The sequence below is a fragment of the Cytobacillus sp. genome, from assembly GCF_032154635.1.
Lineage (GTDB): Bacteria > Bacillota > Bacilli > Bacillales > Cytobacillaceae > Cytobacillus.
This window is the reverse complement of record NZ_JALDXW010000023.1, coordinates 44,600-71,248: the sequence shown is the minus strand read 5'-3', so window position 1 is coordinate 71,248 and position 26,649 is coordinate 44,600. Positions and strand designations below refer to the sequence as shown.

The 26,649-nt window shown below is 32.6% G+C and carries 17 protein-coding genes and 1 pseudogene; 17 read left to right on the top strand and 1 reads right to left on the bottom strand.

Going from position 1 to position 26,649, the window contains the following annotated elements; all coding sequences use genetic code 11:
* A pseudogene (locus RUH74_RS16045) lies at positions 1-2,273 on the top strand (hypothetical protein); the annotation flags it as partial.
* Positions 2,274-2,918: 645 nt separating this feature from the next.
* Here the strand turns inward: RUH74_RS16045 and RUH74_RS16040 are convergent.
* Positions 2,919-5,480, bottom strand: a complete 2,562-nt coding sequence (locus tag RUH74_RS16040; protein WP_313801754.1) for an Ig-like domain-containing protein — start codon at positions 5,478-5,480, stop codon at positions 2,919-2,921.
* A 234-nt stretch (positions 5,481-5,714) separates the two neighbouring features.
* Between RUH74_RS16040 and RUH74_RS16035 the strand changes: the two genes are divergently transcribed.
* The 16 genes from RUH74_RS16035 (at position 5,715) to RUH74_RS15960 (ending at position 26,649) form a co-directional block, all read left to right on the top strand.
* On the top strand, positions 5,715-7,814 hold the full coding sequence (locus RUH74_RS16035) for a WD40 repeat domain-containing protein (protein ID WP_313801752.1): 2,100 nt from the start codon (positions 5,715-5,717) through the stop codon (positions 7,812-7,814).
* 244 nt (positions 7,815-8,058) lie between these two features.
* A complete protein-coding gene (locus tag RUH74_RS16030) occupies positions 8,059-10,701 on the top strand; it encodes a hypothetical protein (RefSeq protein WP_313801750.1) in 2,643 nt (880 codons plus the stop codon).
* 244 nt (positions 10,702-10,945) lie between these two features.
* Positions 10,946-11,425, top strand: a complete 480-nt coding sequence (locus RUH74_RS16025; protein ID WP_313801748.1) for a tetratricopeptide repeat protein — start codon at positions 10,946-10,948, stop codon at positions 11,423-11,425.
* 10 nt (positions 11,426-11,435) lie between these two features.
* Positions 11,436-13,010, top strand: a complete 1,575-nt coding sequence (locus tag RUH74_RS16020) for an O-antigen ligase family protein (RefSeq protein ID WP_313801746.1) — start codon at positions 11,436-11,438, stop codon at positions 13,008-13,010.
* A 49-nt stretch (positions 13,011-13,059) separates the two neighbouring features.
* Positions 13,060-13,854, top strand: coding sequence for an ABC transporter permease (locus RUH74_RS16015; RefSeq protein ID WP_313801744.1), 795 nt, complete (start codon positions 13,060-13,062; stop codon positions 13,852-13,854).
* A gap of 11 nt (positions 13,855-13,865) precedes the next feature.
* Positions 13,866-15,143 carry an ABC transporter ATP-binding protein gene (locus RUH74_RS16010; RefSeq protein ID WP_313801742.1) on the top strand — a complete coding sequence of 426 codons (1,278 nt, stop codon included), beginning with the start codon at positions 13,866-13,868 and terminating at the stop codon, positions 15,141-15,143.
* A gap of 19 nt (positions 15,144-15,162) precedes the next feature.
* Positions 15,163-18,363 carry a glycosyltransferase gene (locus RUH74_RS16005; protein ID WP_313801740.1) on the top strand — a complete coding sequence of 1,067 codons (3,201 nt, stop codon included), beginning with the start codon at positions 15,163-15,165 and terminating at the stop codon, positions 18,361-18,363.
* A 14-nt stretch (positions 18,364-18,377) separates the two neighbouring features.
* Entirely contained in the window at positions 18,378-19,403 is a 1,026-nt protein-coding gene (locus tag RUH74_RS16000) for a GHMP family kinase ATP-binding protein (RefSeq protein ID WP_313801738.1), read from the top strand.
* A gap of 4 nt (positions 19,404-19,407) precedes the next feature.
* Complete coding sequence (locus tag RUH74_RS15995; protein WP_313801736.1) at positions 19,408-20,040, top strand: D-sedoheptulose 7-phosphate isomerase; 633 nt, start codon at positions 19,408-19,410, stop codon at positions 20,038-20,040.
* Positions 20,040-20,738, top strand: a complete 699-nt coding sequence (locus tag RUH74_RS15990; RefSeq protein ID WP_313801734.1) for a nucleotidyltransferase family protein — start codon at positions 20,040-20,042, stop codon at positions 20,736-20,738. The genes RUH74_RS15995 and RUH74_RS15990 overlap by 1 nt, the downstream gene beginning before the upstream one ends.
* A complete protein-coding gene (locus tag RUH74_RS15985) occupies positions 20,731-21,240 on the top strand; it encodes a D-glycero-alpha-D-manno-heptose-1,7-bisphosphate 7-phosphatase (RefSeq protein WP_313801732.1) in 510 nt (169 codons plus the stop codon). The genes RUH74_RS15990 and RUH74_RS15985 overlap by 8 nt, the downstream gene beginning before the upstream one ends.
* 2 nt (positions 21,241-21,242) lie before the next feature.
* Positions 21,243-23,789 (top strand): glycosyltransferase family 39 protein, encoded by a 2,547-nt coding sequence (locus RUH74_RS15980; RefSeq protein ID WP_313801730.1) that lies wholly within the window; start codon positions 21,243-21,245, stop codon positions 23,787-23,789.
* Positions 23,790-24,039: 250 nt separating this feature from the next.
* Positions 24,040-24,978, top strand: a complete 939-nt coding sequence (locus RUH74_RS15975) for a glycosyltransferase family 2 protein (RefSeq protein ID WP_313801728.1) — start codon at positions 24,040-24,042, stop codon at positions 24,976-24,978.
* Positions 24,979-25,004: 26 nt separating this feature from the next.
* Complete coding sequence (locus RUH74_RS15970; protein ID WP_313801726.1) at positions 25,005-25,586, top strand: PglD-related sugar-binding protein; 582 nt, start codon at positions 25,005-25,007, stop codon at positions 25,584-25,586.
* Entirely contained in the window at positions 25,583-26,281 is a 699-nt protein-coding gene (locus tag RUH74_RS15965) for a WbqC family protein (protein WP_313801724.1), read from the top strand. The genes RUH74_RS15970 and RUH74_RS15965 overlap by 4 nt, the downstream gene beginning before the upstream one ends.
* Positions 26,281-26,649, top strand: a complete 369-nt coding sequence (locus RUH74_RS15960) for an EamA family transporter (RefSeq protein ID WP_313801722.1) — start codon at positions 26,281-26,283, stop codon at positions 26,647-26,649. Before RUH74_RS15965 ends, RUH74_RS15960 begins: the two co-directional genes overlap by 1 nt.

Here is a 26,649-nt window from a genome sequence, read left to right as displayed (position 1 = left end):
GAGAATACAAGTTTATGAAAAAGAAAGCTATTAAAATCGCAGCTTCAACAGCTGTGGCAGCTTCAGCATTCGTAGCTGCAGCACCAGCAAACAAAGCTGATGCAGCTGTAAATGTTGAACAATTAGTTAAAGATGCAGAAAACGCAGCAGGTGCTCTTAAGTGGGCTATTTCTGTAGAAGGAACTGCTGATGGTACAACTGCTCCTTTTGGTCTTTACAATCTTACAAAAGATGCTAACAAAGCAGCTCAAGCTGCTGTAGCAAAAACAAAAGGAAATGACAAAGTTCTTTACACTGCACGTTTACAAGCTGTAGAGCTTCAAATTTCACGTGCAATGGCTTATATCGATGGAATCACAGCTGGTAAGAAAATTGCTGCTGATACAGCTGCATTAAATGCTGCAATCGCTGCAAAAGATCTTACTAAAGTAGAAGCTGCTTACCACAAAATGACTAAAGAATACCGTAAGCAAGCTGCGCTTCTTGACCGTGTATATGGTCAATCAACTCGTGACGTTATCCGTAACGCTACAAAGAAACCAGCAGAAGCTGCTATTGAAGCTGTGAAAATTGATGTTACAGTGAAAATGCACTTAGATGCTGCGGCAGCTGCAACTAAAGCTGGCGATTACAAAAAAGCTGGCGAAAGCTATGCAAAAGCTATGGAATGGTTCGATAAGATCTCTGCAACTTTCAAAGATCAGTTGACTAAGAGCAAAGACGATGTTCTTGCTGCTCTTCCATTACAACCTGTGTCAATTTCACGTGTGAATGATACAACTATCACGGTTAACTTCAATAAAGAAGTAGATGCTCTTGCTGTTTCACACTTTACATTTGACAACGGATTAGCAGTAGTAGATGCTAAATTATCTGCTGACAAAAAGACAGCAACTGTAACAACTACTGCACACGAAAATAACAAGACGTATACTCTTTCTTATAAAGGTGTAAAAACAAATCTTACTTTTGTTAAATCAGTAAATGCAGATAATTCTGGTGCAGTTGATAGCGATGCAACAGCTTATATTAAAGCTGATGCAAGCAGAGTAATCACAGCGACATTCAAGAATACTGATGGAACTCCTTATAGAGGATCAGTTAAAGTATCAGCTGAAAGCACCATTAAAATGGATGTTATTAATGGACAAAAAAATACTGCAGCTGGTGCTGTAACTGTTGTTCCTAATGCAGACGGTAAAATCACTGTAAGAATCACTGGAACAGCTGGTGTAAGTGGTAAACTAGTATTTGAAAGACAAGATAACAAGAAAGAATACAAATCAGGTACAACACACTTCGTTGACGAATTTAAATTAGCAGGTAGCCAAGAAGTTGAAGTGAAGTATGTAGATAAAACTAACAAATACTTCGTTGCTGCTGTAGCTGGTGGAACAAACGCTTGGTTAGCTTACGATTCAAATGATTCATACTATGATCACGGTTCTTTAAAGAATCTAGAAACATTTGAAAAGGATTTAAACAAAGGAAATAAAATTAAGGTAACTTATAATAATGCTAACAACGGTGCAGGTCAATCAGATTTCGATATCGTATTTAAAAAGACTATTACAGATATCGATCTTACAACACCAAGTGTTGATACAACATCAGGTAACCCATTCCGTGTTGCAGCAAATCAACAGTTCAGATTAACTGGAAAAGGTCAAGCTGGCTACACTGTTTACCTATACCGTTATGATGCTAATGAAACTGACCTTACTAAACAATATAAGCTTCATGGAACAACAACAGTTGATGGATCAGGTTACTGGAACTATTACAACATTAACTTAGTTAAAGATGAATTAGCAGGATTCCGTATTATTCAAAAAGCTTCTGGTGAGTCATATACTCAAGAACTAGCTTCTGATGCTGCAGGTACAAATGTATGGTTAAAAGGTGGAGCATTTAGTGTTACTCATGCTAATGCTGCTTTAGCAGGTAATACTGCCAATAGCACACTTGATGTTGGTGAAGCTGTTGAGTTTACTGTAACTACTGGTGATACAATTACTTTAGGTTCACCTCTATCAATTACAATCCGTGATGCTGATGGTACAGTAGGAACTTATACTGATGGAGTACTTGGAACTAAGATTGAAAAAGTTACAGGTATGGACAATCAATTCAGAGTAACATTCGGTTCTACTAACACAATTGGTGGTGGTAACGGAGTTATGGCTGGAAGCTTTACAGTTACACAATTCCAAGGTGTTACTAACCAACATGGATTAGGTTTATCTGCTAACGTAAACGTTTCTGGTCTATAAGATTGATTAACAAAATGTCTATCTTCTTTAAGTTAATAGACACTTTAAAAATCATGATAGAGCTACCATTTTATATGGTAGCTCTTTTTAGTATTTCTAGTAATGCTCTTCTAGGAATTGTTCCGAATAAAGAAAATTGCCCCCCAAAATAAAAAACACCATTTTCATAAAGAAATAGAAGTACCCACAGAACACCATTTCTCCTGACTGCAAGGTGATAAAGATGTCATATACTTATTAAATCATTCTTATTCAAGGTTAGAAATGGAAGTCGATGGGCTTTTAACTTGTAAAAACATAGAATTTGAGAAACTAAAAGTGAAATTCAGCTTCTGTTAGATAGACATAAAATGAACAAGGTTTTCGTTGGTATAAATATAGCAGGGTACTATTATGAAAATCTGTTATGGGTGATGCGATAAAAAATGGTTAATTAATATTACTCTTCTTAAAAAAGGAAATATTATTCTCTTAAATTAATGCAAGTATCTATAAATGAATATGATTCAAATTCAGTCGATGTTTATTACATATATTGAGTATACAAATTTTTAAGTAAAGCTACATTTTCCTAATATAGACCAGAATGTTATCGCGATATCCTATGAAAAAAGGATTTGCCCCAACGAGCAAATCCCACTACAATTACTGAGCAATTTCCTTAACAATCCCAGCCTTTAACGTATTATTAGTTGAGTCTATTATTGTTGCTTTACTAGTTGTTTGGATTGTTATTATCCCTGTTGTAAACAAATCTGCAGTTACAGGAGTGATGATCAGTTCTCTTTGATTTGATCCGTTTCCAACTAAATACTGACCAGTAGTTAATTGTTTTCCTCCCACTGCAATATCAAAATTAGTTTGTCCGTTATCCGGAAGAGTAATATTTTCAGAGAATGTAAGTTTGATATTTTTATTATTATCAAGAACAGCAGACGCTAATACGGGCTGTGTATTATCTTTCAATTCAATACTAGCTGAATATAAGTTCATAATATTATCTGAGAGATCCTTTACACCTTTTACGGTAAGTGAGTATTTTTTAGTTGTTTCAATTGTTCCTTCAGGTAGTGTAATTGTGACAAGTCTTTGATCACTACTCATGGAAAACAACGTATTAGAAGGTAATGAAAAGCCGTTCAAAGTATAGTTTGCTGGCGACAATGCTGATTCTTCATTGACCTTTTCATTGAAACTAGCTAGGAATTGTCCATTGGTTGAAGATTCTAACAGTATAACCTCGGGTTTGCTTGTATCCGATTTTTTTGTAACTGAAGTAGTGAATGTACGATTGCTATTTTGTGAAATTGTATTATCTTTCACTGCACCTTCAGATACTGCTATAACATATACCCCATCTGCAAATGTTCGTGCATCAATAATCATCTTGTTATCTACGTTAGATTTAACTGATGGTGTGAACGGTTTTTTATTTTGATCATAGACAGTAATATTTTGTGCTACTGGCACCCCGGCTTTTAAAGGTTTATTAAAGGTTAATTGGATCTCATTTGTCTTGACATCAAAGTTGGAACTAACAAATTGCGGTGGGTTCAAATCCTTAGCTAAACTTACAGATCGGTCAACGGTTGATCCTGTATTATTATCAAGGTCATTATATGATTTTACCTGTACGTTTAACCAAACTGAATTTTCGTTGGTTCCATAGACACTCGCAGGTAGCTCAATGTCAAACTTTGTTTTTTGCCCGTTCGAGACATCTTTTACAACTACTGGACTGATTGTTGTGTTGCCTTTAGTAATCACAAGATTGGCTGCAGTGAAGGCATTTAATGTTTCAGTAAATTCTACTGTAATTGTTTTCTCATCCTTAACCTGCAAAGATCGTACACTTGGAGCTACTGTATCTGCTGCTGGATTATACATAAAGCTGCTGCGGTACGTATCCATTGTATTAGGCGTATAGACAACTACATCTTTTGCACCTGAAACAACAATAGAATAGGATTTCCCTTTTCGAAGGCCAATTCGATCAAGCTCCGCTTTAGGCACGATGACTATATCTGTGTCACTAGAAACAGTGTTTGGCGTAACTGTTTTTCCATCAATAGTGATGTTTAGGGACGAGCCCACATTAATTATTTCGGAAAATTTGATTTCAACATCTCCGTTTAATTGAGTGGCTATTGTTACGACAGTTGGCTTTTGCCTATCTGAAAAAGTGAAAGATGAAGTGTAATCAGCTGTGCTTAATGTCTCATAGTTTGCTGACTGAATATTCTTCTTTACAGTTACAGTGTAAGACGTATTTGTGTATAGCGAATCGTATAGTTCTATGACTGCCGTCTTTTTGTCATTTGTAAGTGTAACATTTTTAATCGTTCTGCCTGAAACAGAGTAGTTAGAAATGTTTTCAGCACCATTTGTTCCATAGCCAGATAGCATAGCTTTGTTAAATTCGACTCTTATTCGTTTAGGCTCTGCCGCACTAACATTTTCAACTTTAGGAATGTAAGATGTTTCTAAAGTATTTAAGCGATCCGTTAAGTATTTCTTAATAACTGTGTTATCAATATATTTTAAATAATTTTTTGCCTCTTGAATATGCTTATTGGCTTTAACGGAGTTCTTATCTGCTAATGCTTTTTGTGCTAAATCGAGTTCCATTTTTACGGTTACAGGATATTTGGAAGTGTCCCGAATTTTTTCAGCTGATTGCTTATAATGAGAGCGTATGAGATCACGTGTAGTTTGCCCATATACACGATCAAGCAGAATTGCTTGTTTACGGATCTCATTTGAAAGCTCATGGTATGCCTTCTCAGTCTGATCATTAATGATATCAAGATCCTGTTGATAAGCTAAAGTTTGTTGTTTTTCCTTAATTTTCTCGCCCGCAGTAATAGCATCTATATAGTACATCGTGCGAGTAATATGCAATTTTACCTCTTGATCCAGTTCTGCTAAATATCTGTTCTTCTGGGAAGCTGGTAAAGTATTTACCGCTTTTAAAGCTTTGTCATACGCTGACTTGGCGGCATTATAAGCAGCCCAAGGACGAGTCTTCCCATCGGCAGTTCCCTCAATGGATATGGCCCATTTTAGGACAGTCCCAGCATCCTTCGCGTTCTTTACAAGCTTATCTGCCTCGCTTACAGAAGCAGCTTCAATAGATGGTGCTGTAACGAAAGCAGAAGCAGCAATTGCGGAAGCACTTAAAATCTTCAACGTTCTTTTCTTACTCATACAATTATCCCCTAACATGAAATTTGTAGTAATACATCCAACATATTCCTATTGTAAGAGATTATATGAATGCTGTCATCTTCTGAATATAGTAGTTTCGTAGAAATTACTATATTTTTATTATATTTGTTGTTAAGTTGGATGTTTTAAGGCACATAAACGATCTTAAGGGTAAGGAAAAACATTCCTATTCACGCAATTTTTGTTATAATGGAAAAGAAGGGAGAAGATTGGATGAAGAGAAAGATACTAACGTTAGTCACTATTTTCCCGCTTTTCTTATCGCTTGGACAGCCGAGTGTTTTTGCGGAGGAGATTAATGCTGGAATGCCAGTAGAGCAAGAAGATATTGAAAATATTGAGGATCAAGAGACACCAGAAACAGAGATCAATGAAGATGAGGTAGAAGTAGTTGAGGAGATCAATAAGAACATTAGCTTAGTTGGTCCGCAAGTGTTTCAGACATCTGCTTTAACTGCAGCTGCAGGTTCGGATGAACTTGGTAATTCGTACATGTATTTTGTTATGCATGGTACGCCATCAGCATTGGCTGTTGTCGATTTGAATACGAATGAATTGAAGCATACATATACACTATCTAATTCGACAAGTGCTTGGGGATTAGACGTGGATGAGGATGGAACCGTTTGGGTTGGTGGAACAACAGATGGCAATGTATATAGCTATAACCCAAATACGGATGAATTTCATGATCATGGGAACATGCTGACATTGCCTAAGGATACAGCGATTCAAGATATTGATGCTGTAGACGGAATCGTATTTGGTTCAACAGCATACGGCGGTTCTGTATTTAAATACGATTCTTCCACTGGAGAATTAGAGAATTTTGGACAGGCTTTATATAAGAAGGAATTTGCTAAGTCCATTGCTTATGATCAAGAGGCAGACGTTTTATACGTAGGGGTTGGTTCAAAAGCTGACTTAGTAAAAATCGACTTGAAAACAAAGAAGAAAACAGCGTTTCTTCCGAACGAATATAAAGATGATAAATATGTTCGTGATATCAAATTCATTGGAAATAAGATTTTTGCACGAATGGATCCGTCCAATCGTTTAGTAGCCTTTGATAAAGAAACCTTAGAAGTGACAGATGAAATCGAATTAAACTCGAGAACCGTATCATTGATTTCTCCAACTGAAGAGGCTATTTATTATTCGAAAGAAAATAGTCTTTACAAGTATGACCTAAATATGAAAGAGCATACAAACCTTAATATTTCTTTACTTAAAGGAACAGAATTGCTTAATCTAGATTTTGCTGACTTAAATGACCCGAATTATCCTGGATCTACTTTAGTTGGTCTAATTGATAATGCCGGGAATGTTTTTAAGTATAATTTAGAAACAGGTTATAATGAGATTACAAAGATGGAGTTGCCAGCACAGCCTGTAACATTATATACAATGATTCAAGATGAAAAACGAGAAAATATATACATTAATGGATACATGTCAGGTGGTTTGGCTATTTACAATCCAAAAACAAACCAATCTACATTGCATCAAGACATTAGCCAAATCGAATCGATGACAATTATGGGAGATAAGCTATACATTGGAGCTTACCCAAGAGCTAGAGTGCTCGAACTCGATTTAACGAAGCCATGGGGTCCGATGAATCCGAGAGAGATTATGCGACTTGGAGAGTTTGGCCAAGAACGCTCAACAGCAATCACTGCAGTCCCAGAGCTGAATAAAGTGTTTGTCGGTACTTATCCTGAAACAAGCATGGGCGGTGGAGCACTAGCAATTTATGATTTGAAAGAGAACAAACAGGAAGTCTATGAAAACTACATCTACAATCAGAGCCTTGTATCGTTCTTGCATCATAAGGAATTTATTTATGGTGGGACATCCATTCATGCAAACTATCAAGTAAATGAACGTGGTGCAAGATTCTTCCGTTTCAGGCCAGATAAGCCAGAAGAGAAGGAATATATTTATTTACCTATGGAAGCAAGTATGATAACTAGTATCATTGCGGATAGGAACGGCACGATTTGGGCAATGGCGGATGGTACACTTGTTTCCTATAATCCTGAAACAAAGGAAATTAAAACAAAACAAATCTTAGAATTAATCTCAGGTCGTTTCCGTAATGCGAAAATCATTGAAGGGATCGATGGGAATATATACGGAACTGTTGAAGGAAGATTATTTAAAGCAGATCCGAAGACTTTAGATATTGAAATCCTCGTAAAAGAAGGTGCAAATGAAATTGCACAGGATTCTGAAGGAAACCTGTATTACAGAAATCAAGCAGATTTGTGGAAATATACATTCCCAACAGAGGAAGCGGAAAAGAAATAAGGCAAAAAAAATCAACCTAGTAGATAGGTTGATTTTTTTTGCCTTAAATAATAGAAGAAACTAATAATCTAATTGAATACTTTTCCATTGCAACCATTTTTAATAGATTGAAGGAAAATTTTTCGCATTTAACTAATTTTAGAGATGATTTATGATTATAAACGTGGAGGCAACTAGGACTTACAAATGCCTACATACATATAAGTTAGTAATCTTATAAACATTCTTCTAGGGGGATATTACATTGGATAAAAAGAAAGCAATTAAATTACTAGGTGCAACAGCTATCGCTGCTTCCGCATTCGTAGCAACATCTCCATCAGGTGCAGACGCTGCAGCTGCAAATGACGTACAATCTTTAGTGAAAAAAGCTAAAGATGCGGGTACAGTATTAAAATGGGCGATCTCAACAGAAGGTTCTGCAGACGGAACAACTCGTCCATGGACACAATACAATGCAGCTAAAGCTGCACGTGATGCTGCAGTCGCTGCAATCAACAAATTGCCAGCTGCACAAAAAGCTGTTTACCTTGCCGACATAGAACAAAATGTAAACCTTCACATTAACCGTACAATGTCTTATATTGATGCCATCACAGCTGGTGAAAAAATCAATGTCAAGAAAACTGCTCTAGAAGCACAAATCAAAAAGGGTCTTATCGATGACAACACAGAAGCTGCATACCATGCACTTTCAACTGAAATCCGTAAGCAAGCAATCCTTTTAGACCGTGTTTATGGACAATCAACACGTGACGAAATCCGTAACAATTACAAGAAGTCTGCTGAAACTGTTCGTGACAGCGTGAAGTATGAAGTAACAGTGAAAATTGAGTTAGACCTAGCTAATAAAGCCCTTAAAGCAAATAACCAAGAAGAAGCTGAAAAGCACTTGGCTGAAGCGGTTAAGTATATGAAAGAAGTTAAAAATGAAGCAATGAAAACTTCTTTAGTGAAAGCTTTAGATGAGGTAGAAGCTCAAATGACTCCTGAAGTGAAGTCTGTAAGCTCAATCAACGCTACACAAGTAGAAATTAAGTTTAACAAAGCTGTAGACGCTGCTTCTTTATTCGTTGATGGTAAAAGTGGTGCATTTAAAGCTAACACAGTTTCTTTCAGTTCATTAGATTCAATTGCTCCAGGAACATTATCTGGAACACTTAGCGAAGATGGAAAGACGCTTACAGTAACTGCTGCTAATCCACTTTCTAAGCGTTATGATGTAGTTGTTGATAATGTATTAACGAAAGAAGGTAAAGCATTCCCTAAATATGCGAAAATGTCTACTTTTGCTGCAGACGTAACAGCACCTTCAATTGTTTCTGCAACTAGAGTTTCTGCTAACTCTGTAAAAGTAATCTTCTCAGAGCCAATTAAATCTTTAGGTTCTGTTAGCTATAAACTTGCAGATGGTACAACTGTTGCAGCTTCAAACGTGACGAATGACTTTGCTGCAGGAGCTAAGGAAGTTACATTTACTTTAGGTGCTGGAATTGCAGTAAACAAAGAAGTAATCGCGACATTCATTGGTGCACAAGACCAGGCTGGAAACTTAATTTCACCTAACCCAGCAACAGTCTCTTTAGTAAAAGGTGACAAAGATGGAGTTGCTCCAACTGTTTCTTCAATTACACAAACTGGTGCAAAAACATTTGCAGTGAAATTCTCTGAGCAATTATTTGCAAAGCCTGTTGTAAAAATTAACGGTTCTACAGTAACTACTTCTGATGTTGTTCAAGATACAACTGATCCAACAGTTTACAATGTTACTTCATCTTCAGTTCTTGATGGAGCAACTACAATTGCTGTAGAAAGCTTTACAGACCTAAGTGGTGAAGTTGGTACAAACCTAAGCAAAGTTGTTACTTTTGTTAAAGAAACAGCAGCACCAAAAATGGTATCTAGTGCTGTAGTTGCTGATTCAACTGATAAAAAGGAATATCTTGAAATTACATTTGATAAAGATGTTGTTTTATCATCACCAACTGTAGACGCAACTAGCGGTTCTTATGTAAAGAATTTTGTAACTACATCTTTAGCTGATGGAGATATTACTCCAAAAACAGTTGCTTATAAATCTGCAACAGATAAGAAGGTTGTACGTGTTGATCTTGCTACATTCTTAGGCACTAAAGATGTTAAAGGTGCAAACTATAAACTTAACCTATCTTTCTCTGGTATTACAAGTGCAGCTAATGTATCTGCTGATACAGCACAAGTAACATTTACACGTGGAGAAGATGGAATTGCAGCAAATACTGATGTTGTAGCCGTTACAAACGTAGCTCAAGGTTCTGACAACAATAAAGTTGCAGTAACATTTGATAAAGCAGTAGATGGTGCATCAGCAATTGAAACTGCTAATTACAAAATCGATGGTGCGATCGTTGAATCTGTTACATTAAATCCAGCTGTTACATCTGGAGGTTCTACAACACAAGTAGCAATTCTAAACCTTAAAGAAGGATCAAATGGTTTCACTGGAACAAGAAACATTAACATTTCAAATGTAAAAGCTTTAGGTTCAACAAAAACAATGAACCCATACTTCACAAATACGGTTTCACTTAAAGAAAATGTGGCTCCTGTTGTAACTTCTGCTAAGTTGACTGCAACAAACCAAATCACATTGACATTCTCTGAAGCTGTAACAGATAGCACAGCTAAAGACTTTGAAGTCCTAATCGGCGGAAAGTCTCAAGGTATTGTTGAAGAATTATCTGCAGGTATTGGTTCTGCAAATACAACTGTAGTAATGAATATTTCTGGTATTGATGCAACTGAGTTAGCTCAAGGAATCTCATTAAAAGGTTTATCAACACTTGATATCGTTGATGCAGCTGGAAATAAGCTTTCAGTACCAACAAACATTAATGTTTCTCACTAATTAATAGTTACTTAAAACAATATAAAAATTAAGAAAAGCCCTGATTAGACAATTGAGTCTTATCAGGGCTTTTCTTAATTATAAATTATTTATCTTCCCATTATTTACAGAGTCAAAAGATAGATTAAATATATTTGGAATATATAAATTAACCAATGCTGCGACTTCTATTGATAATAAAGTAGATTTACCCTAAAATTAGTAAGGAACGGGAAATGTAGAACTTTGACAAAAGGAGTCTAATATGAAAGAAATTTATCGAAAGCTTATATTATTAGGCTTAGTTTTATTAATTGGAATTGGGGTCTTTTATACATATAACGCAGGAAAAACGCAAGATAAGGGATATGTGGAGGATTACCAAAGTTATCAGATGTCATTAGCACAGATGAAGGAGAACCAGCTCGAAGAGTCTAAAAAAGAATTAATGAAGCTACATCAGACTTATCCAGATCAGGCTAATATTACATGGAATCTTGGTCTAGCATTTGCATTGGATGGAGATCTGGAGAATGCTTCTCTTTATTATCAAAAGGCTGTTGACCAAAGACCATTTATCGTACAAGAGCCAATGTTCTCACTTCAGTTTGCGGAGCTTCTATTTGCTAAAGAAGAATTCGGTTTAGCAAAGCAGTATTTAGAACATTGTAAAACAATAGCGATTCCAGAAGAGTTTGTAAGTCGAGTGGACGAATTATTAGCATATATAGATAACATTAAGTAAAGGTGAGAAGATGTCGAAATTTGATGAGTTATTCGGAGAAAGAATAAAACAAAATGCACAAAATTCTAACCATGTTGACAAAGTAGAAACAGAGAGTGAAACAGAAATTAGAAAGATAGATAAAATTTTAACAATTGGATTAATGTTAATTATCCTTATTGTACCACTTGTGGTTCGTGTCCACTTTGCGGATTTCATAAGTCCACAAATATCAGGCACAGTTATGGATACAGGATCAAAATCTGATATATTTACATTTTATAAGTTTGTAGTTCTAATAATAGGTACATTAATATTATCATTAATTTTCCTTTATAAAGTAATTTTTGCTGGATACTCTATTCCAAAATCTAAACTAAATATCTTTACTGGACTTTTTGCGGTAATGATATTGTTGTCATCAATCTTTGCTCCAAATAAAACACTTGCTTTATTTGGAATGTATAATCGGCATGAAGGCACGCTAACGTACATATGTTATATTGCATTATTTTTTATTGCTTCTAATATAAAAATTACAAATAAACAACTGAGATGGTTTATTTATATTTTATATCCATTCGTAATTGTTAATGCGATTTTGGGTTTATTAAGCTTTTTTGGTTTTGACATCTTAAAATATGATTTTGGTAGAGCCATTCTTTTTTCAGGGCTTCAAGAAGATTCGAGTTTACAAGAAGGTTCGAAATTTATTGCAACCATTAATCATGGAAACTATGTGAGTGGATTTGCATCCATATTAATAGGACTTTTCCTTACTTGGGCATTGATTGATAAAAGCAAGATTAGAAGTATTATTAATTTAATTTTTGCATTAGTAGCTTTTGCGATGCTTCTTAGTTCATTATCAAGTAGTGGTTTTGTAACTTTACTTGTAATACTACCAGTTATGGCTTTGATAATTGTAAAAGCAAAAAACAAGAGACACTTTATTACGATATTAGCTGCATTTCTTGTTGTTAGCAGTTGTATTTTTACATTGATGGCAAAACACAATCCGCAGGTATGGGATGAAACTTTTGGGTTTGTTTTAAATGGTAATCCGTTTGCGGAATCAAAACTCGGATTTGATTGGCATGAGGTATTTGCTGATAAAGTCTATGCTGATGAAAAAGTAGATGTTAGTTTTCCTAAACTACCTGATTCAGGGGTAGGTCCAGGTTCAGGACGTCTTTATATTTGGGAAAAAACGTGGGAGCTAGTAAAAAATAGGCCATTTTTAGGATATGGTTTAGATACATTGACTTATTCTTTTCCGCAAAATGACACGGGGATTCATGAAAATATAGGTTCATTTAACACAATAGTTGATAAACCTCACAATATTTATATCGGTATTTTGTATGGTTCTGGTATTGTTGCGTTTATTCTATTTATTGTATTAGTCTTTTCAATATTTTTTAGAACACTTGTTACAGTAATAAAAGATCAACCCCCTGTATTGGTGAATGTATTATTTGTTGCTTTATTAACTTTTTTGATACAGGCTATGTTCAATGATTCATTGATGGGGACAACAGTAATTTCATGGGTGTTTATGGGCATCTTGTTGAGCCTAGTTGAGAAAGCTAAAGTTAAACTTTAGCTTTTCCTATAAGAAATTAATAAATTGAACAACAAAGGTGAAGATGTAAATGTCCTTAAAAAAAAGAAAAGAAATTAAAGATTTAACAAAATTGACTCTAGAGTTCGCAAAACGAGATTTAAAAAGTCGTTATACAGGTTCGTTGTTGGGTATTACATGGGGGTTTATTCAGCCAACTATAACAATACTTATTTTTTGGTTTGTTTTTCAAGTAGGATTTAAGTCAATGCCAGTTGATGATTTTCCTTTTATTTTATGGCTAATGTGTGCGATGATTCCATGGTTTTTCTTTTCTGATAGTTTAAACGGAGCTACAGTTTCAATAATAGAGAGCAGTTATTTGGTTAAAAAAATTAATTTCAAGGTAGGTATCCTGCCGTTAGTCAAAATTTGCTCTTCGTTATTTATCCATTTGTTTTTTATAGTATTTCTTTTTTTAATGTTTTATATATATGATTATGATTTTAATATTTATAATCTACAAGTACTATATTATTTGTTCGCTACGATTGTATTACTCCTAGGTTTTTCATATATCTCTGCATCTTTAAATATATTTTTAAAAGACGTGGGCCAGGTGGTAAGCATGTTGCTGCAATTTTGCTTTTGGTTAACGCCTATATTTTGGTCATTGGATATTATTCCATCAAAATATGTATTTCTTATTAAATTGAACCCGGTTTTTTATATTACTGAAGGGTATCGACATACCTTTATATATAAAGAGTGGTTTTGGGATAAACCTAATTTAACACTATATTTTTGGGTATTTTCAATAATAAGTTTTCTAATTGGCATTTTCATATATAAAAAACTAAGACCTCATTTTGCAGACGTCTTATAGGAGTTTTGAAAATGAAAGGTATTGCAATAAAGGCAAATAATATTACTAAGTCCTATACTTTGTATAATAATCAAACCGATAGACTTAAAGACGCTTTAATGTTAGGAAGGAAGAAAATTGGTAAAAGTTTTTACGCTTTAGAGGATATCACGTTTGAAGTTCAAGAAGGGGAAAGTATAGGAATTATCGGTAAGAATGGATCGGGTAAATCTACACTTCTTAAAATATTAACTGGTGTTCTTACTAAATCTTCTGGTGACTTTAATGTAAATGGTAAGGTATCGGCATTATTAGAACTTGGGGCAGGATTTAACCCTGAATATACTGGTCTTGAGAATATTTACCTTAGTGGAACTATAATGGGTTACAGTAAAATTGAAATCGAGGAAAAACTAGATGAAATTATTTCTTTTGCCGATATTGGTGATTTCATTAATCAGCCTGTAAAGAATTATTCAAGTGGAATGTTTGTTAGGTTAGCGTTTTCTGTGGCAATTAATGTTGATCCGGATATCTTAATAGTAGATGAGGCTTTAAGTGTCGGTGATATCAGGTTCCAGCAGAAATGTTTGAGGAAAATTGAACAGTTAAAAAATGAAAAAACTATTATTTTTGTATCTCATGACTTACTGACACTAAATAAATTTTGTGATCGATTAATTTGGATAAATGAAGGCAGAATAGTAGATCAAGGTGATCCGGTCGAAATTTCCAAAAAGTATCAAGCGTTTATGGCCGGTAGTGAGTTAAATGTTTATAAAGAAAATGGAAGTGCAAAAGAGGAATTTATACAAAAGAAGAAAAGTTTAATTAACGAAATTGATCCTATTCATCCAAGTTTACAAATTTTTGGAGATAATAAAGCAACAATAACAGGAATCAGTGTGTTTGATATGTTTAATAATAAAATTGATTCTATTCAAATTGGTGAGAGGGTTCTTCTATCAATAATTGTTAAATTTAATGAAAGAATCCAAAACCCAATAATTGGATTTACAATTAAGGATAGGGTAGGAAATATAGTAACTCAAACAAATAGTTTTGTGCTAAACCAGGCAATAGATGATGGATTTAATGGTCAAGAAATTACATATAGTTTTGAAATTCAAATTCCGAATTTAAAAAAAGGTTATTATACAATCTCTCCAGCAGTTGCCTCTGGGTCTCAGTATGATCATACCCAGCATTGTTGGATCCATGATGCCTTAGTTATTAAAATAAATGATAATCAAGAATATGACTTAGAGGGGTTTTTAGTATTGGAGGAGACCAAGTTCAAGGTCTTATAAATATTAAGGGGATTAAAAAATGAAATTTACTGGGGAAAGGTTCATTCCTGATTCAAAAATAGACAATGAAATTGAGTATGAGCATATTCAAAGATATTATTCAGTAACTGATCTAGTAAAAGGAAAGACGGTATTAGATGCTGCATGTGGCGAAGGCTATGGTTCAAATACATTAGCACAATATGCTCATTTTGTTTATGGAATTGATATTGATGAAGAAACGATTGAACATGCTAGGAAAAAATATAATACAGAGAATATTAGGTTTTTTAATTCGAGTATAGATAGACTACCTTTTGAAGATAACTCAATTGATGTTGTAATTTCATTTGAAACGATTGAACATGTAAATGAGGAACTCCAAAATAAATTTTTATTCGAGATTAAAAGAGTGCTAAAAAAAGATGGATTACTTATTATGTCCACGCCAAATAAAAAAATATATTCGGATTATAGGAAATATAGTAACCCATTCCATATGAAAGAATTTTATATAGAGGAGTTCAGGAAGTTCCTAGAATCCCAATTTGAACATGTTGAATTGTTTTTTCAATATAAAGAGATTGTATATCTCCTTGGTGATGAAGAAAGCAAACAGTATAGAGGAATTACTCAAGAACCATTAAGTGAGTATGGCAAATATATAGTGGCAGTTTGCTCTAATGAAAAAATTGAGGATCTCAATATAAATTCCATTATAGTGGATAAAGGGAATTATAATAATACTATTTCACGTATTATGGAACTTCAAGAACAGGTTGAAGAGCGTAATTCTCATATTTCTAAATTAGATGCTGATATTCTTGAAAAAGATAATTATATAAATAATCTAAATGAAGAAAAGAATAGACTTGAAAATGATTTATCATGTGAAAATGAATTATTAAGAAAGGATTTAGAGTCAGCGAAATTTGAGTTAACACAGTTTGAAAAGAATCGAGATGAAACAATTAACAATATTAAAAATGAACTAGAACAACTCAAAGGAATAGAACGGGAATTAAATAATATTTTAGAATCTGATGGCTGGGCTATGCTATTAAAATATTATAAATTAAGGGATAAACTTTTTCCAAAGGAAAGCAAATTTCGGCTTTTTATCAAGTTGTTTTATAGAGTTGTGTGTAAGAAAAATATTAAATTAATCAATCGTGAAAATTTTAAAAAACTAAAATATTACATGAAGAGTGATAATGTTTCCCTGCTAGAAAGCAGAATTGACAACTATATTGATAGAAATTCAGAATTAGAAACTTCAAATAATCTAGTATTAACAGGAATAGTTGAAGAATATAACATAATTGAGTTTGAGAAGCAATACAAACTAGAGGTATCTATTATTATCCCTGTTTATAATAAATGGGAATATACATATTCTTGTTTAAAGTCAATATATGACAATACCAAAAATATTTCTTATGAAGTAATTATTGCCGATGATATGTCAACTGATGAAACGGTTAATATTAATGAGTATATAAAAAATGTAAAAGTTATTCGTGATGGTCAAAATAGAGGATTTTTATTAAATTGTAATAATGCTGCCAAATTTGCAGAGGGTAAATATATATTGTTCCTAAATAATGATACCAATGTGCAAGAAAATTGGCTTAGTACTTTAGTAGAACTTATGGAAAAAGATAAGAATGCTGGTATGGTTGGATCTAAACTAGTATATCCAGATGGTAGATTACAAGAAGCTGGCGGAATCATTTGGGATGATGCAAGCGGTTGGAATTATGGAAGACTCGATAATCCACAAAACCCTGAATATAACTATGTTAAAGAGGTAGATTATATTTCTGGTGCAAGTATTATGATAAGGAAGAGTTTGTGGGAAAAAATCGGCGGTTTTGATGAAAGATATGCACCTGCCTATTTTGAGGATTCGGATTTAGCTTTCGAAGTTAGAAATCACGGATATAAGGTAATTCTGCAGCCTAAATCGGTTGTTGTTCATTTTGAGGGGATCTCTCATGGGAATGATGTATATTCTGGAGTTAAAAGATACCAAGAATTAAATAAAAAGAAATTTGTAGAGAAATGGTCAAATGTTCTATCCACGGAACATTATAAAAATGGAGAACATGTTTTTAAGGCAAGAGATAGGAGTAAATTTAAAAAAACTATATTAGTAATAGACCATTATGTTCCACATTTTGATAAAGATGCCGGAAGTAGAACAACTTATCACTATCTTAAGCTGTTTGTTCAAATGGGCTTTAATGTAAAATTTATTGGTGACAATTATTTTAAACACGAACCTTATACTTCCGAATTACAAGATATTGGAATTGAAGTACTCTATGGTCCCTATAATTTTAAAAATATAGAGGGCTGGCTAAAGAGGAATGGTCAGGATATTAATTATGTGTATTTAAACAGGCCACATATTTCGATTAAATATATTGATATGTTAAAGAACCATACAAATGCAAGAATAGTCTATTATGGGCATGATTTACACTTCTTACGAGAGTATAGGGAATTTGAATTAACTGGCAATAAATTATTAAAGGAATCAGCTGAAGAATGGAAAAAAACAGAGTTTAGTTTATATGAAAAGTCCGATGTTATCTATTATCCATCTGATGTAGAAGTGGATGAAATAAAGAAGTACTATCCTAAAATTAATGCTAAATCAATCCCAGCATATATTTATGATGAAAAAAACTACATCAAAGAAGATTTTAGTAAAAAAGAAGGATTACTGTTTGTAGGTGGATTTAGTCATAAACCTAATATTGATGCAGTTCATTGGTTTGTTTCTTCTGTTTTTCCTGAAATTCTAGAAAAAAAGCCTAGTATGAAGTTCTATATTGTAGGCTCAAACCCTCCAAGTGAAATTACTGATCTCTCATCTACAAATATTATAGTTACTGGATTTGTTTCAGATGATGAGTTATTAGAACTATATAAAGAATGTAGATTGGTTGTTGTCCCTTTAAGATATGGAGCAGGTGTTAAGGGGAAAGTTATTGAGGCGTTATATCATCAAGTACCGGTTATAACAACGACGGTTGGAGCTGAAGGCATTAATGGTAGTGAGGAGATATTAACAATTTCTGATACTGAAAGTGGCTTTGCTAATAATGTAATAGATTTATATGATGATATAGATAAGTTAAATCAACTTTCGAAGTCTTCATTGGAATTTGTTCTTAATAATTTTTCAACAAGTGCTGTAATAAAGGTGATTTCTGAAGACATTAGTAAATAAGGAGTTAATAAAATATGACGATATTCAGGTCTAAAGCACCACTAAGACTAGGATTAGCAGGCGGAGGAACTGATGTTTCACCATATAGTGATATGTACGGTGGATACGTATTAAATGCAACGATTGATATGTATGCATATTGCACAATCGAGATAACAAATGATAATAAAATTTCTTTTTATGCTGCCGATAGAAATGAAAGTTTTGGATGTATGTCTAGTAACTATATTCCATTAGATGGATTATTAGACCTTCATAAAGGTGTTTATAACAGAATTGTTAAGGAATTCACAAAAAGGCCATTATCATTCAGACTTACTACTTATTCGGATGCCCCAGCAGGTTCAGGATTAGGCTCTTCTTCTACAATGGTCGTAGCGATCTTAAAGGCATTTACTGAATGGTTGAATTTGCCTTTAGGAGAATATGATATTTCCCATTTAGCGTTTGAAATCGAAAGAAAAGATATTGGATTAAATGGTGGAAAACAAGATCAGTATGCGGCTACTTTTGGCGGATTTAATTTTATGGAATTTTACGAAAATGATAGGGTGATTGTAAACCCTTTACGAATAAAAAATTGGATATTAAATGAATTAGAAAGCTCTTTAGTTCTCTATTTTACTGGTGTTTCAAGAGAATCGGCAAAAATTATAGATGAACAGTCAAGTAATACTGTTAATAAAATTCAAACCTCTTTAGAGGCAATGCATCAATTAAAGAAGGATGCTGTAAATATGAAAGAAGCATTGTTAAGGGGGGAAATCCAGGGTTTTGGAGAATTGTTAGGACATTCTTGGGAGGCAAAAAAGAAAATGGCAACCGCTGTCTCCAATGATTCGATAAATAACATCTATTCTAAGGCGATTAATGCAGGTGCTATTGGTGGGAAAGTTTCCGGTGCTGGTGGCGGAGGATTTATGATGTTTATAGTAGATCCAATAAAAAGATTAGATGTGATTAATACGTTAAAAAAAGAAAATGGGCGTATTCAAGATGTGCATTTTGTTAATAAGGGTACACAGGGATGGAGAGTGTAAACAAATGAAATCTTCTATTTTTGAGTTTATGAATGATCAAATAATCGATTCTATCCAAGTCAAACAAAACATTATTAACGATAAAAAATTAATGGAGTTAATTGAACAAGTATCATTACAAGCAATCGAAGTTTATAAAAAGGGAAACAAAATAATACTTGGTGGTAATGGTGGAAGTGCAGCTGATGCCCAGCATATTGCTGGGGAATTAGTGAGCAGATTTTACTTTGATCGGCCAGGGCTGCCTGCATTAGCTCTAACTACTGATACTTCCATACTAACAGCAATTGGTAATGATTATGGCTATGAGAGGCTTTTTTCACGTCAAATTCAAGCAAATGGTAATCAAGGTGATATGTTTATTGGTATTTCTACATCGGGAAACTCACCGAATATTTTGAAAGCATTAGAAGAATGTAAGGCTCAAAATATTATGACAGTTGGGTTAACTGGAGGGCAAGGTGGGTTAATGGAGGAACTTTGCGATTATTGTATAAAAGTTCCTTCTAATGAAACACCTAGAGTTCAAGAATCCCACATACTCATTGGGCATATTATTTGTTCCATTGTAGAAGAAGCTATTTTTGGACAAGGTTTTACTGCCCAACTTCAACTTATAGGTAAGGAAGTACAGTAATGGAAGCTATTATATTAGCTGGAGGCTTTGGAACAAGGTTAAGCACGGTGGTTAATGATGTTCCAAAGCCAATGGCTCCAATCGCTAATAAGCCTTTTTTAAGTTATTTGCTGGATTATCTATCTGGGTATCAAATAAACTCTGTAGTGTTATGTACAGGATATAAACATGAAAAAGTTGAGGAGTATTACTCTTTTGCGTATAAAAATACAAGTATTAGATACTCAGTAGAGGAAACACCACTTGGAACAGGAGGAGCAATTAAACAGGCGCTTCAAAAAGTTAAATCTGATAGTGCTATTATTATGAATGGAGATACATTATTCAATATTAACCTATCAGAGTTTATAAAATTCCATCATAGATTAAAATCAGATATATCAGTAGCACTGAAAGAGTTATCAGATTTTGATAGATACGGTTCGGTAATTTTAGATGGAGAAAGAATTATTGGATTTGAGGAAAAGAAATATAAATCTTTAGGTTATATTAATGGCGGAGTATACATCTTAAATAAGAATGTATTTGAGAAATATGAATTACCACAAACATTCTCTTTTGAAAAACAAATTCTGGAGACTAGAGTGAAGGAACTCAGTGTAAACGGATACAAATCCAATGAATATTTTATAGATATTGGCATTCCAGAAGATTACAAGAAAGCTCAGGAAGAAATAAAGGAGTTATTCAATGAATAAAGCTTTATTTTTGGATCGAGACGGAGTAATAAATCTTGAGAAAAGTTACGTTCATAAAATAGAGGATTTTGAATTTATAGATGGCATATTTGAATTAACAAAGTATTTTCAGGATAAGTGCTATTTAATTATTGTCATTACAAACCAAGCAGGTATTGGAAGAGGTTATTATACAGAAGAAGATTTCCATAAATTAAATGATTGGATGATTGATCAGTTTAAACAAAGAGGGATTTTAATAACAGAGGTATATTATTGCCCTTTTCATCCAACACATGGTATTGGAAAATATAAAAAGGATTCGTTTGATAGGAAACCTAATCCGGGGATGATACTTAAAGCCGCGAGAAAATATAATATTAACTTATCAGAATCTATATTAATTGGGGATAAGGAAAGTGATATTGAGGCAGGTAAGAGTGCTGGAGTTGGAATGAATATATTGTTTCTTGAAAGAAACAATAATAAACTAGCTGATGTAATAGCAATGGAGGATAAGTGAAATTGAAAAAAGATTTTAAACATCAATTGATTTTTATTTGTTTTATTATAATAATTGCTGTTATCTCTCAAGTGATAATATTTGATAACATACTAATTGATGTATACAGCTGGCACTTAGTCCAACCAGAAACTGTAGAAGGTGGATTGGTCCTACTAATATTACTGATGTGTTATTTCTTAATTAATAGAGTTGTTAGAACTAAGTATAGTTTTTATCTTGTAATTTTATTTACATCAATATATATCATAAATATAAATTTATTTGTTCCTTTAATTTTTGTCATATTTTATTTTGAGATAATAATTTCAATAGGGAGGTTTATTAATAGAAAAGTAAAAATTCAAACTAGTGAAGAATCATTCATATTTTATTTAAAAAATTTCCTTATCGGTTTTACAATGTGGTCATTAGTAAATTTACTCTTGTCTTTAATAGGGTTGGGAACAATAAATATTATCAGGGTAGTAACTATTGTATTATTTATTATTAGTATTTCTAAAGGGATTAAGAAGCCATTTATATGGTTTTTTATTGAAAAATTAAAGTTATCTTCTAAAAAGGAAAAGGACTTACTATCTATTTTAGGGGTATTGATTTTAGCTTTGCTTAGTAAATCTAATAGAGCTATTGATTATGATTCGATATGGTATGGTCTTAGGCCAGAATATGTTCTTGTGGGTGATAATTCCTTTTTTGATAATTTAGGGCTTGTCCAGTTTGTCCATTTTTATCCAAAATTATTTGAATTCTTTACTTTGCCACTAAGTGATTTAAGAGATAATAGTTTTATCTATACTATAAACATTATATTTTTTGTATTAAGTTTAATTATAATATACTTGCTTATTGAGAGTTTTAGAAAAAATTCTTTCTATTCTTTGTTAGGTACTTTGATGATAGCTACGATTCCGGCGTTTGCAAACATTTCAGCGACTGCTAAACCGGATATTTTCTCGATTTTCTTCACATTATTTGGTATTTATCTTCTATGGATTTTTATAAAGACAGGGGATAAAAAGGAATTAGTCTTTGGGTTTGCGTCATTACTTCTTACCTTTGGTGGAAAGTCAACTAGTTTTTTATATACTCCTTTTATTGTCATTGGTTTTTTTGTAATGATGCTATATCTATCGAAAAAGCATTATTGGCATTTGAACTTATTGGAAAAGTTTAGAAAGGGCTGTTCATCATATTGGTTATTATTAGGTTCGATTACTGTATTATTATTGACAATTTACCGAACATATAAATTAACAGGCTACCCTGTTTATCCTGCAGGCATAGGTTTATGGAATAAACTTGGATTTGAGCCGAAGTATCCTATTACTTCAGAACATAATGTTGATGGGTTAAGTATTAATTTTTCAATTCAAGGATTATTAGAAAGATGGTATAAACTTTTATTAGACCCGAAGGATTTCCCACATATAATAATGCTATGGACTAGTAATTCAGTTGCTTTTCTTCTAATAATTATATTATTATTGATTCTTTTTAATCAATTTAAAATAAATAAATTTTATACCTCATCACTATTTATTTTCTGTTCTCCAGTTATTTTAATAGGTATCTTTTTTGCTTCTTTCATGTTAAATGGTGGTGATGGTAATTACTTTCTAATTCCAATAATTCTAGCATTTGTGTGTTTTTATACCTTATTAATTAATAATATAAAGATTGATAGTATTAGGATCTGGGTTTTACGGGGATTATTATTATTTTTACCCATACAAATCCTTACTTCTTTTGTTTCTCATTCTTCTTGGAGCTGGGGAACACAAGAATATTCTACAAATTTAAAAATATATCAAATAGAAAGTAATGAAAACTTTTTTGAGATCAATGGATTAAAAGAGATAGCAAAATATATTGAGGATATCCCCAGTAAAACACGGGCTATTGGGTTTGGACAAGAACAAATACTTAACAGATTACCCACTAGATATGAAAATATAACCGGAATTGCTTCTCCTCATCTTGGCAATTCCAATATTATTTCTTCAGAATACAATTTTAGGAGATATTTAGAATGGTCAAAAGTAGATTTTATAATCTTACCAAAAGAAAAAATTGATGGCTTTGAATATGTTAAAAATGTTATATCAAAATTTAATGATGATCCTACTGTTATTAAAATAGAAGCAAGAGACTATGTATTAATGGATATTCGAAGAGATAAAAAAATAGGTAATACATTAGATACTGCAATATTAGAAGAAGGGTGGTATGAAAAAGAGGAAAACTTTAGGTGGATTAATAAGAAATCAACTGCAATTTTCCAAAGTGGAGATAGAGGAAAGATAATTATAGAAGGTATAGTACCTGAAAGATTTAAACAGATAAACCTATCGATTTTTGTGAATGGGAATATTTTAGTAAATGAAGCGATTAAACAAGGTGAGTTTCAAATTGAAAAAGCGATTCCTAAAAACGACTTATTGAAAATAGAAATTAGATCAGATAAATCGTTTGTTCCTAATAAGGAAGGTATGTCAAATGATGTTCGTGAATTAAGTATAATAGTAAAAAATATCGAGACAAACTGATTTTAAGGGTTTCAAAAGTTCTGGAAAATAGGTTTTGCTGTGTCTATTCTCTTATAATGTTTTGTACAAGATATTTGTATAATCAAAATTGATAATGCTTTTCTTTTTTTAAAATAAAAGCAAGTATCGTAATAACCATAAATATTTATAGTATCAATAGCATGAATTATTCTATAAAAATCTTTGTATCGCGTTTAGAATCATTTAAATAAAAACCATTTATAAGGTCACTGAAAAATTGGGGGACAATATGGCAATTGAGATTTCAGTAATTATACCAGTATATCGTTCAAGTGGCCATCTAAAAGAGCTTTACTTGAAATTAATTAAATCTTTATCCCAAATTGATAAATCATTTGAGATATTATTTATAGAAGATTGTGGTGGTGACTCATCATGGGCAATTTTAGAGGAGATTTCTAGAAACGATATGCGTGTTACTTCGATAAGGCTTAGTAAAAATTTCGGTCAACATGCTGCTACTATGTGTGGTATTGAACATGCTAAAGGGAAATGGATAGTGACTATTGATGATGATCTGGAACAAAATCCTGAGGATATACCCCTTTTATATAAAGAGTGTATTAAAGGATATGATTTAGTTTATGGAGTCTTTAATGAACGGACTCATTCATTGTGGCGTAACTTAACATCTGATTTAGCAAGAAAATTATTTACGAAAGCAATACCTAGCCTGAATTATGATTATACATCATTCAGAATGATAAAAAGCCATATTGCAAAGGCTTTACTTAAATTCGACTCTCCCTATCCATTCATAGATGGTTATTTATCTTGGTTAACAAATAACTATTCTTCAGTAATAGTTAAGCATTCTGAAAGAGGTAGTGGTAATAGCAATTATACTTTTACCAAATTGATGAAACATACTATGAATATTTTTATATCTTTTTCAGAAATTCCAATAAAGATATCTTCTTGGATTGGCATTTTTGCATCAGGACTTGGCTTAGTTTGGTTAATATTTATATTATTTAGTAAATTAACGGGCTCTGTTACTGTAAGTGGATATGCATCGATAATGGCTGCAATATTGTTTTTTGGTGGTGTACAGTTGATAGTTATTGGTGTAATGGGTGAATATATATCACGAATAAACTTTAAAACATCAAAAAAACCATTATATTTAATTGGGCAGTTGAAAACTACTCAAGAAAAACATGATTAAGTATATCAGAATTGTGGGGAGTAAAAGTGGAGAACGTAATAATTTATGGTTCTAAGGATTTTGCTCATACTCTGAAAAATTTAGTAAATATATGTGGACACAAATTTATAGGATTTATTGATGATTATGAGCCGAAAAGAGAATCGGTATTAGGAACATTTCAAGAAGTTAGAGAAAGATATTCAAATAAGGAATATAAAATAGTTAATGGAATAGGTTACAACTCATTAAAAGCCAGATGGGATATTCATTTAAATGTAAAAAATTATGGCTACGAAACTATTAATCTTATCCACCCAAAGACAATTATTGATAGGTCAAGCGTGATTGGAAATGGAAATATAATTATGGCTGGCACGATTATTGAAATGAATACTTTACTTAATGATTTAATTGTTTTATGGCCAGGTGTAGTAATTAACCATGATTGCCAGATTGGTAATAATAGCTTTTTTTCACCAAATAGTAACGTGTGTGGATTTTCTAAAGTGGAGGATAATTGTTTTATTGGAGCTAGTGCGGTTGTTGTAAATAATACGGTAGTTCCTGAGAATTCCTTTATTAAGGCTGGTAGTGTTTATTCTAAAAAAAGGGTGGATAAAAGTTGAAAAGTGTAGCAATAATTCAATCAAATTATATTCCTTGGAAAGGATATTTTGATATTATAAATGATTCAGATATTTTTATTTTTTTAGATGATGTGCAGTATACAACACGTGATTGGAGAAATAGAAATAAAATTAAAACTGATAATGGATTGAAATGGCTGACTATTCCAGTTGGAAATAATACTAATAGATTAATTAATGCAGTGACAATAGGTAACCAAGAGTGGAAGAAGGATCATTGGGAAACTATTAAGTTCTTCTACCAAAAAGCAAAGTTCTTTAATATGTACAAGGATATTTTTGAAGAAATTTATCTAGATAAAGAATGGGATAGCTTATCGATATTTAATCAATCAGTAATTAAGATTATTTCGAGAGAAATATTAGGTATTAAGCATACTGAATTTATAGATAGTAGTTTTTTTGAAAGTAAAGGGAAGAAAGATGAAAAACTAATTGATTTAATTAAATCAGTTAATGGTGGTTTATATATTTCTGGTCCAGCAGCCGAAAGTTATATTAATAATGATTTATTTCAAAAAAGTAATATTAAGCTATTTTATAAAGATTACTCGAATTATCCAATTTATGATCAATTCCATCCTCCATTTGAACATGGAGTTACAATCTTAGATTTAATTTTCCATACTGGTCCTGATGCCCCCTATTATATTTGGGGATGGAGAGAAAAGTAATGGGTGGATTTATTTATATTATTGGAACCATAGTTTTCACAGTTTACGGGCAGATTGTTTTGAAATGGAGAATGCAGATCTATAATGAATTACCTGTTAATATAGTAGAAAAGGTTATTTACTTAATAAAATTATTATTAGATCCTTTTATTTTGTCTGGGTTTATTTCTGCGTTTATTGCCTCGTTATTTTGGATGGTAGCAATGACCAAATTTGAAATAAGCTATGCATATCCATTTACAAGTCTTTCATTTGTTTTAGTTTTTATAATATCAATATTTTTATTTAGTGAAACAGTTTCAGTGGGGAAAATTATTGGATTATTACTTGTAGTAGCAGGAGTAATAGTCACCAGTAAGTCACTATAA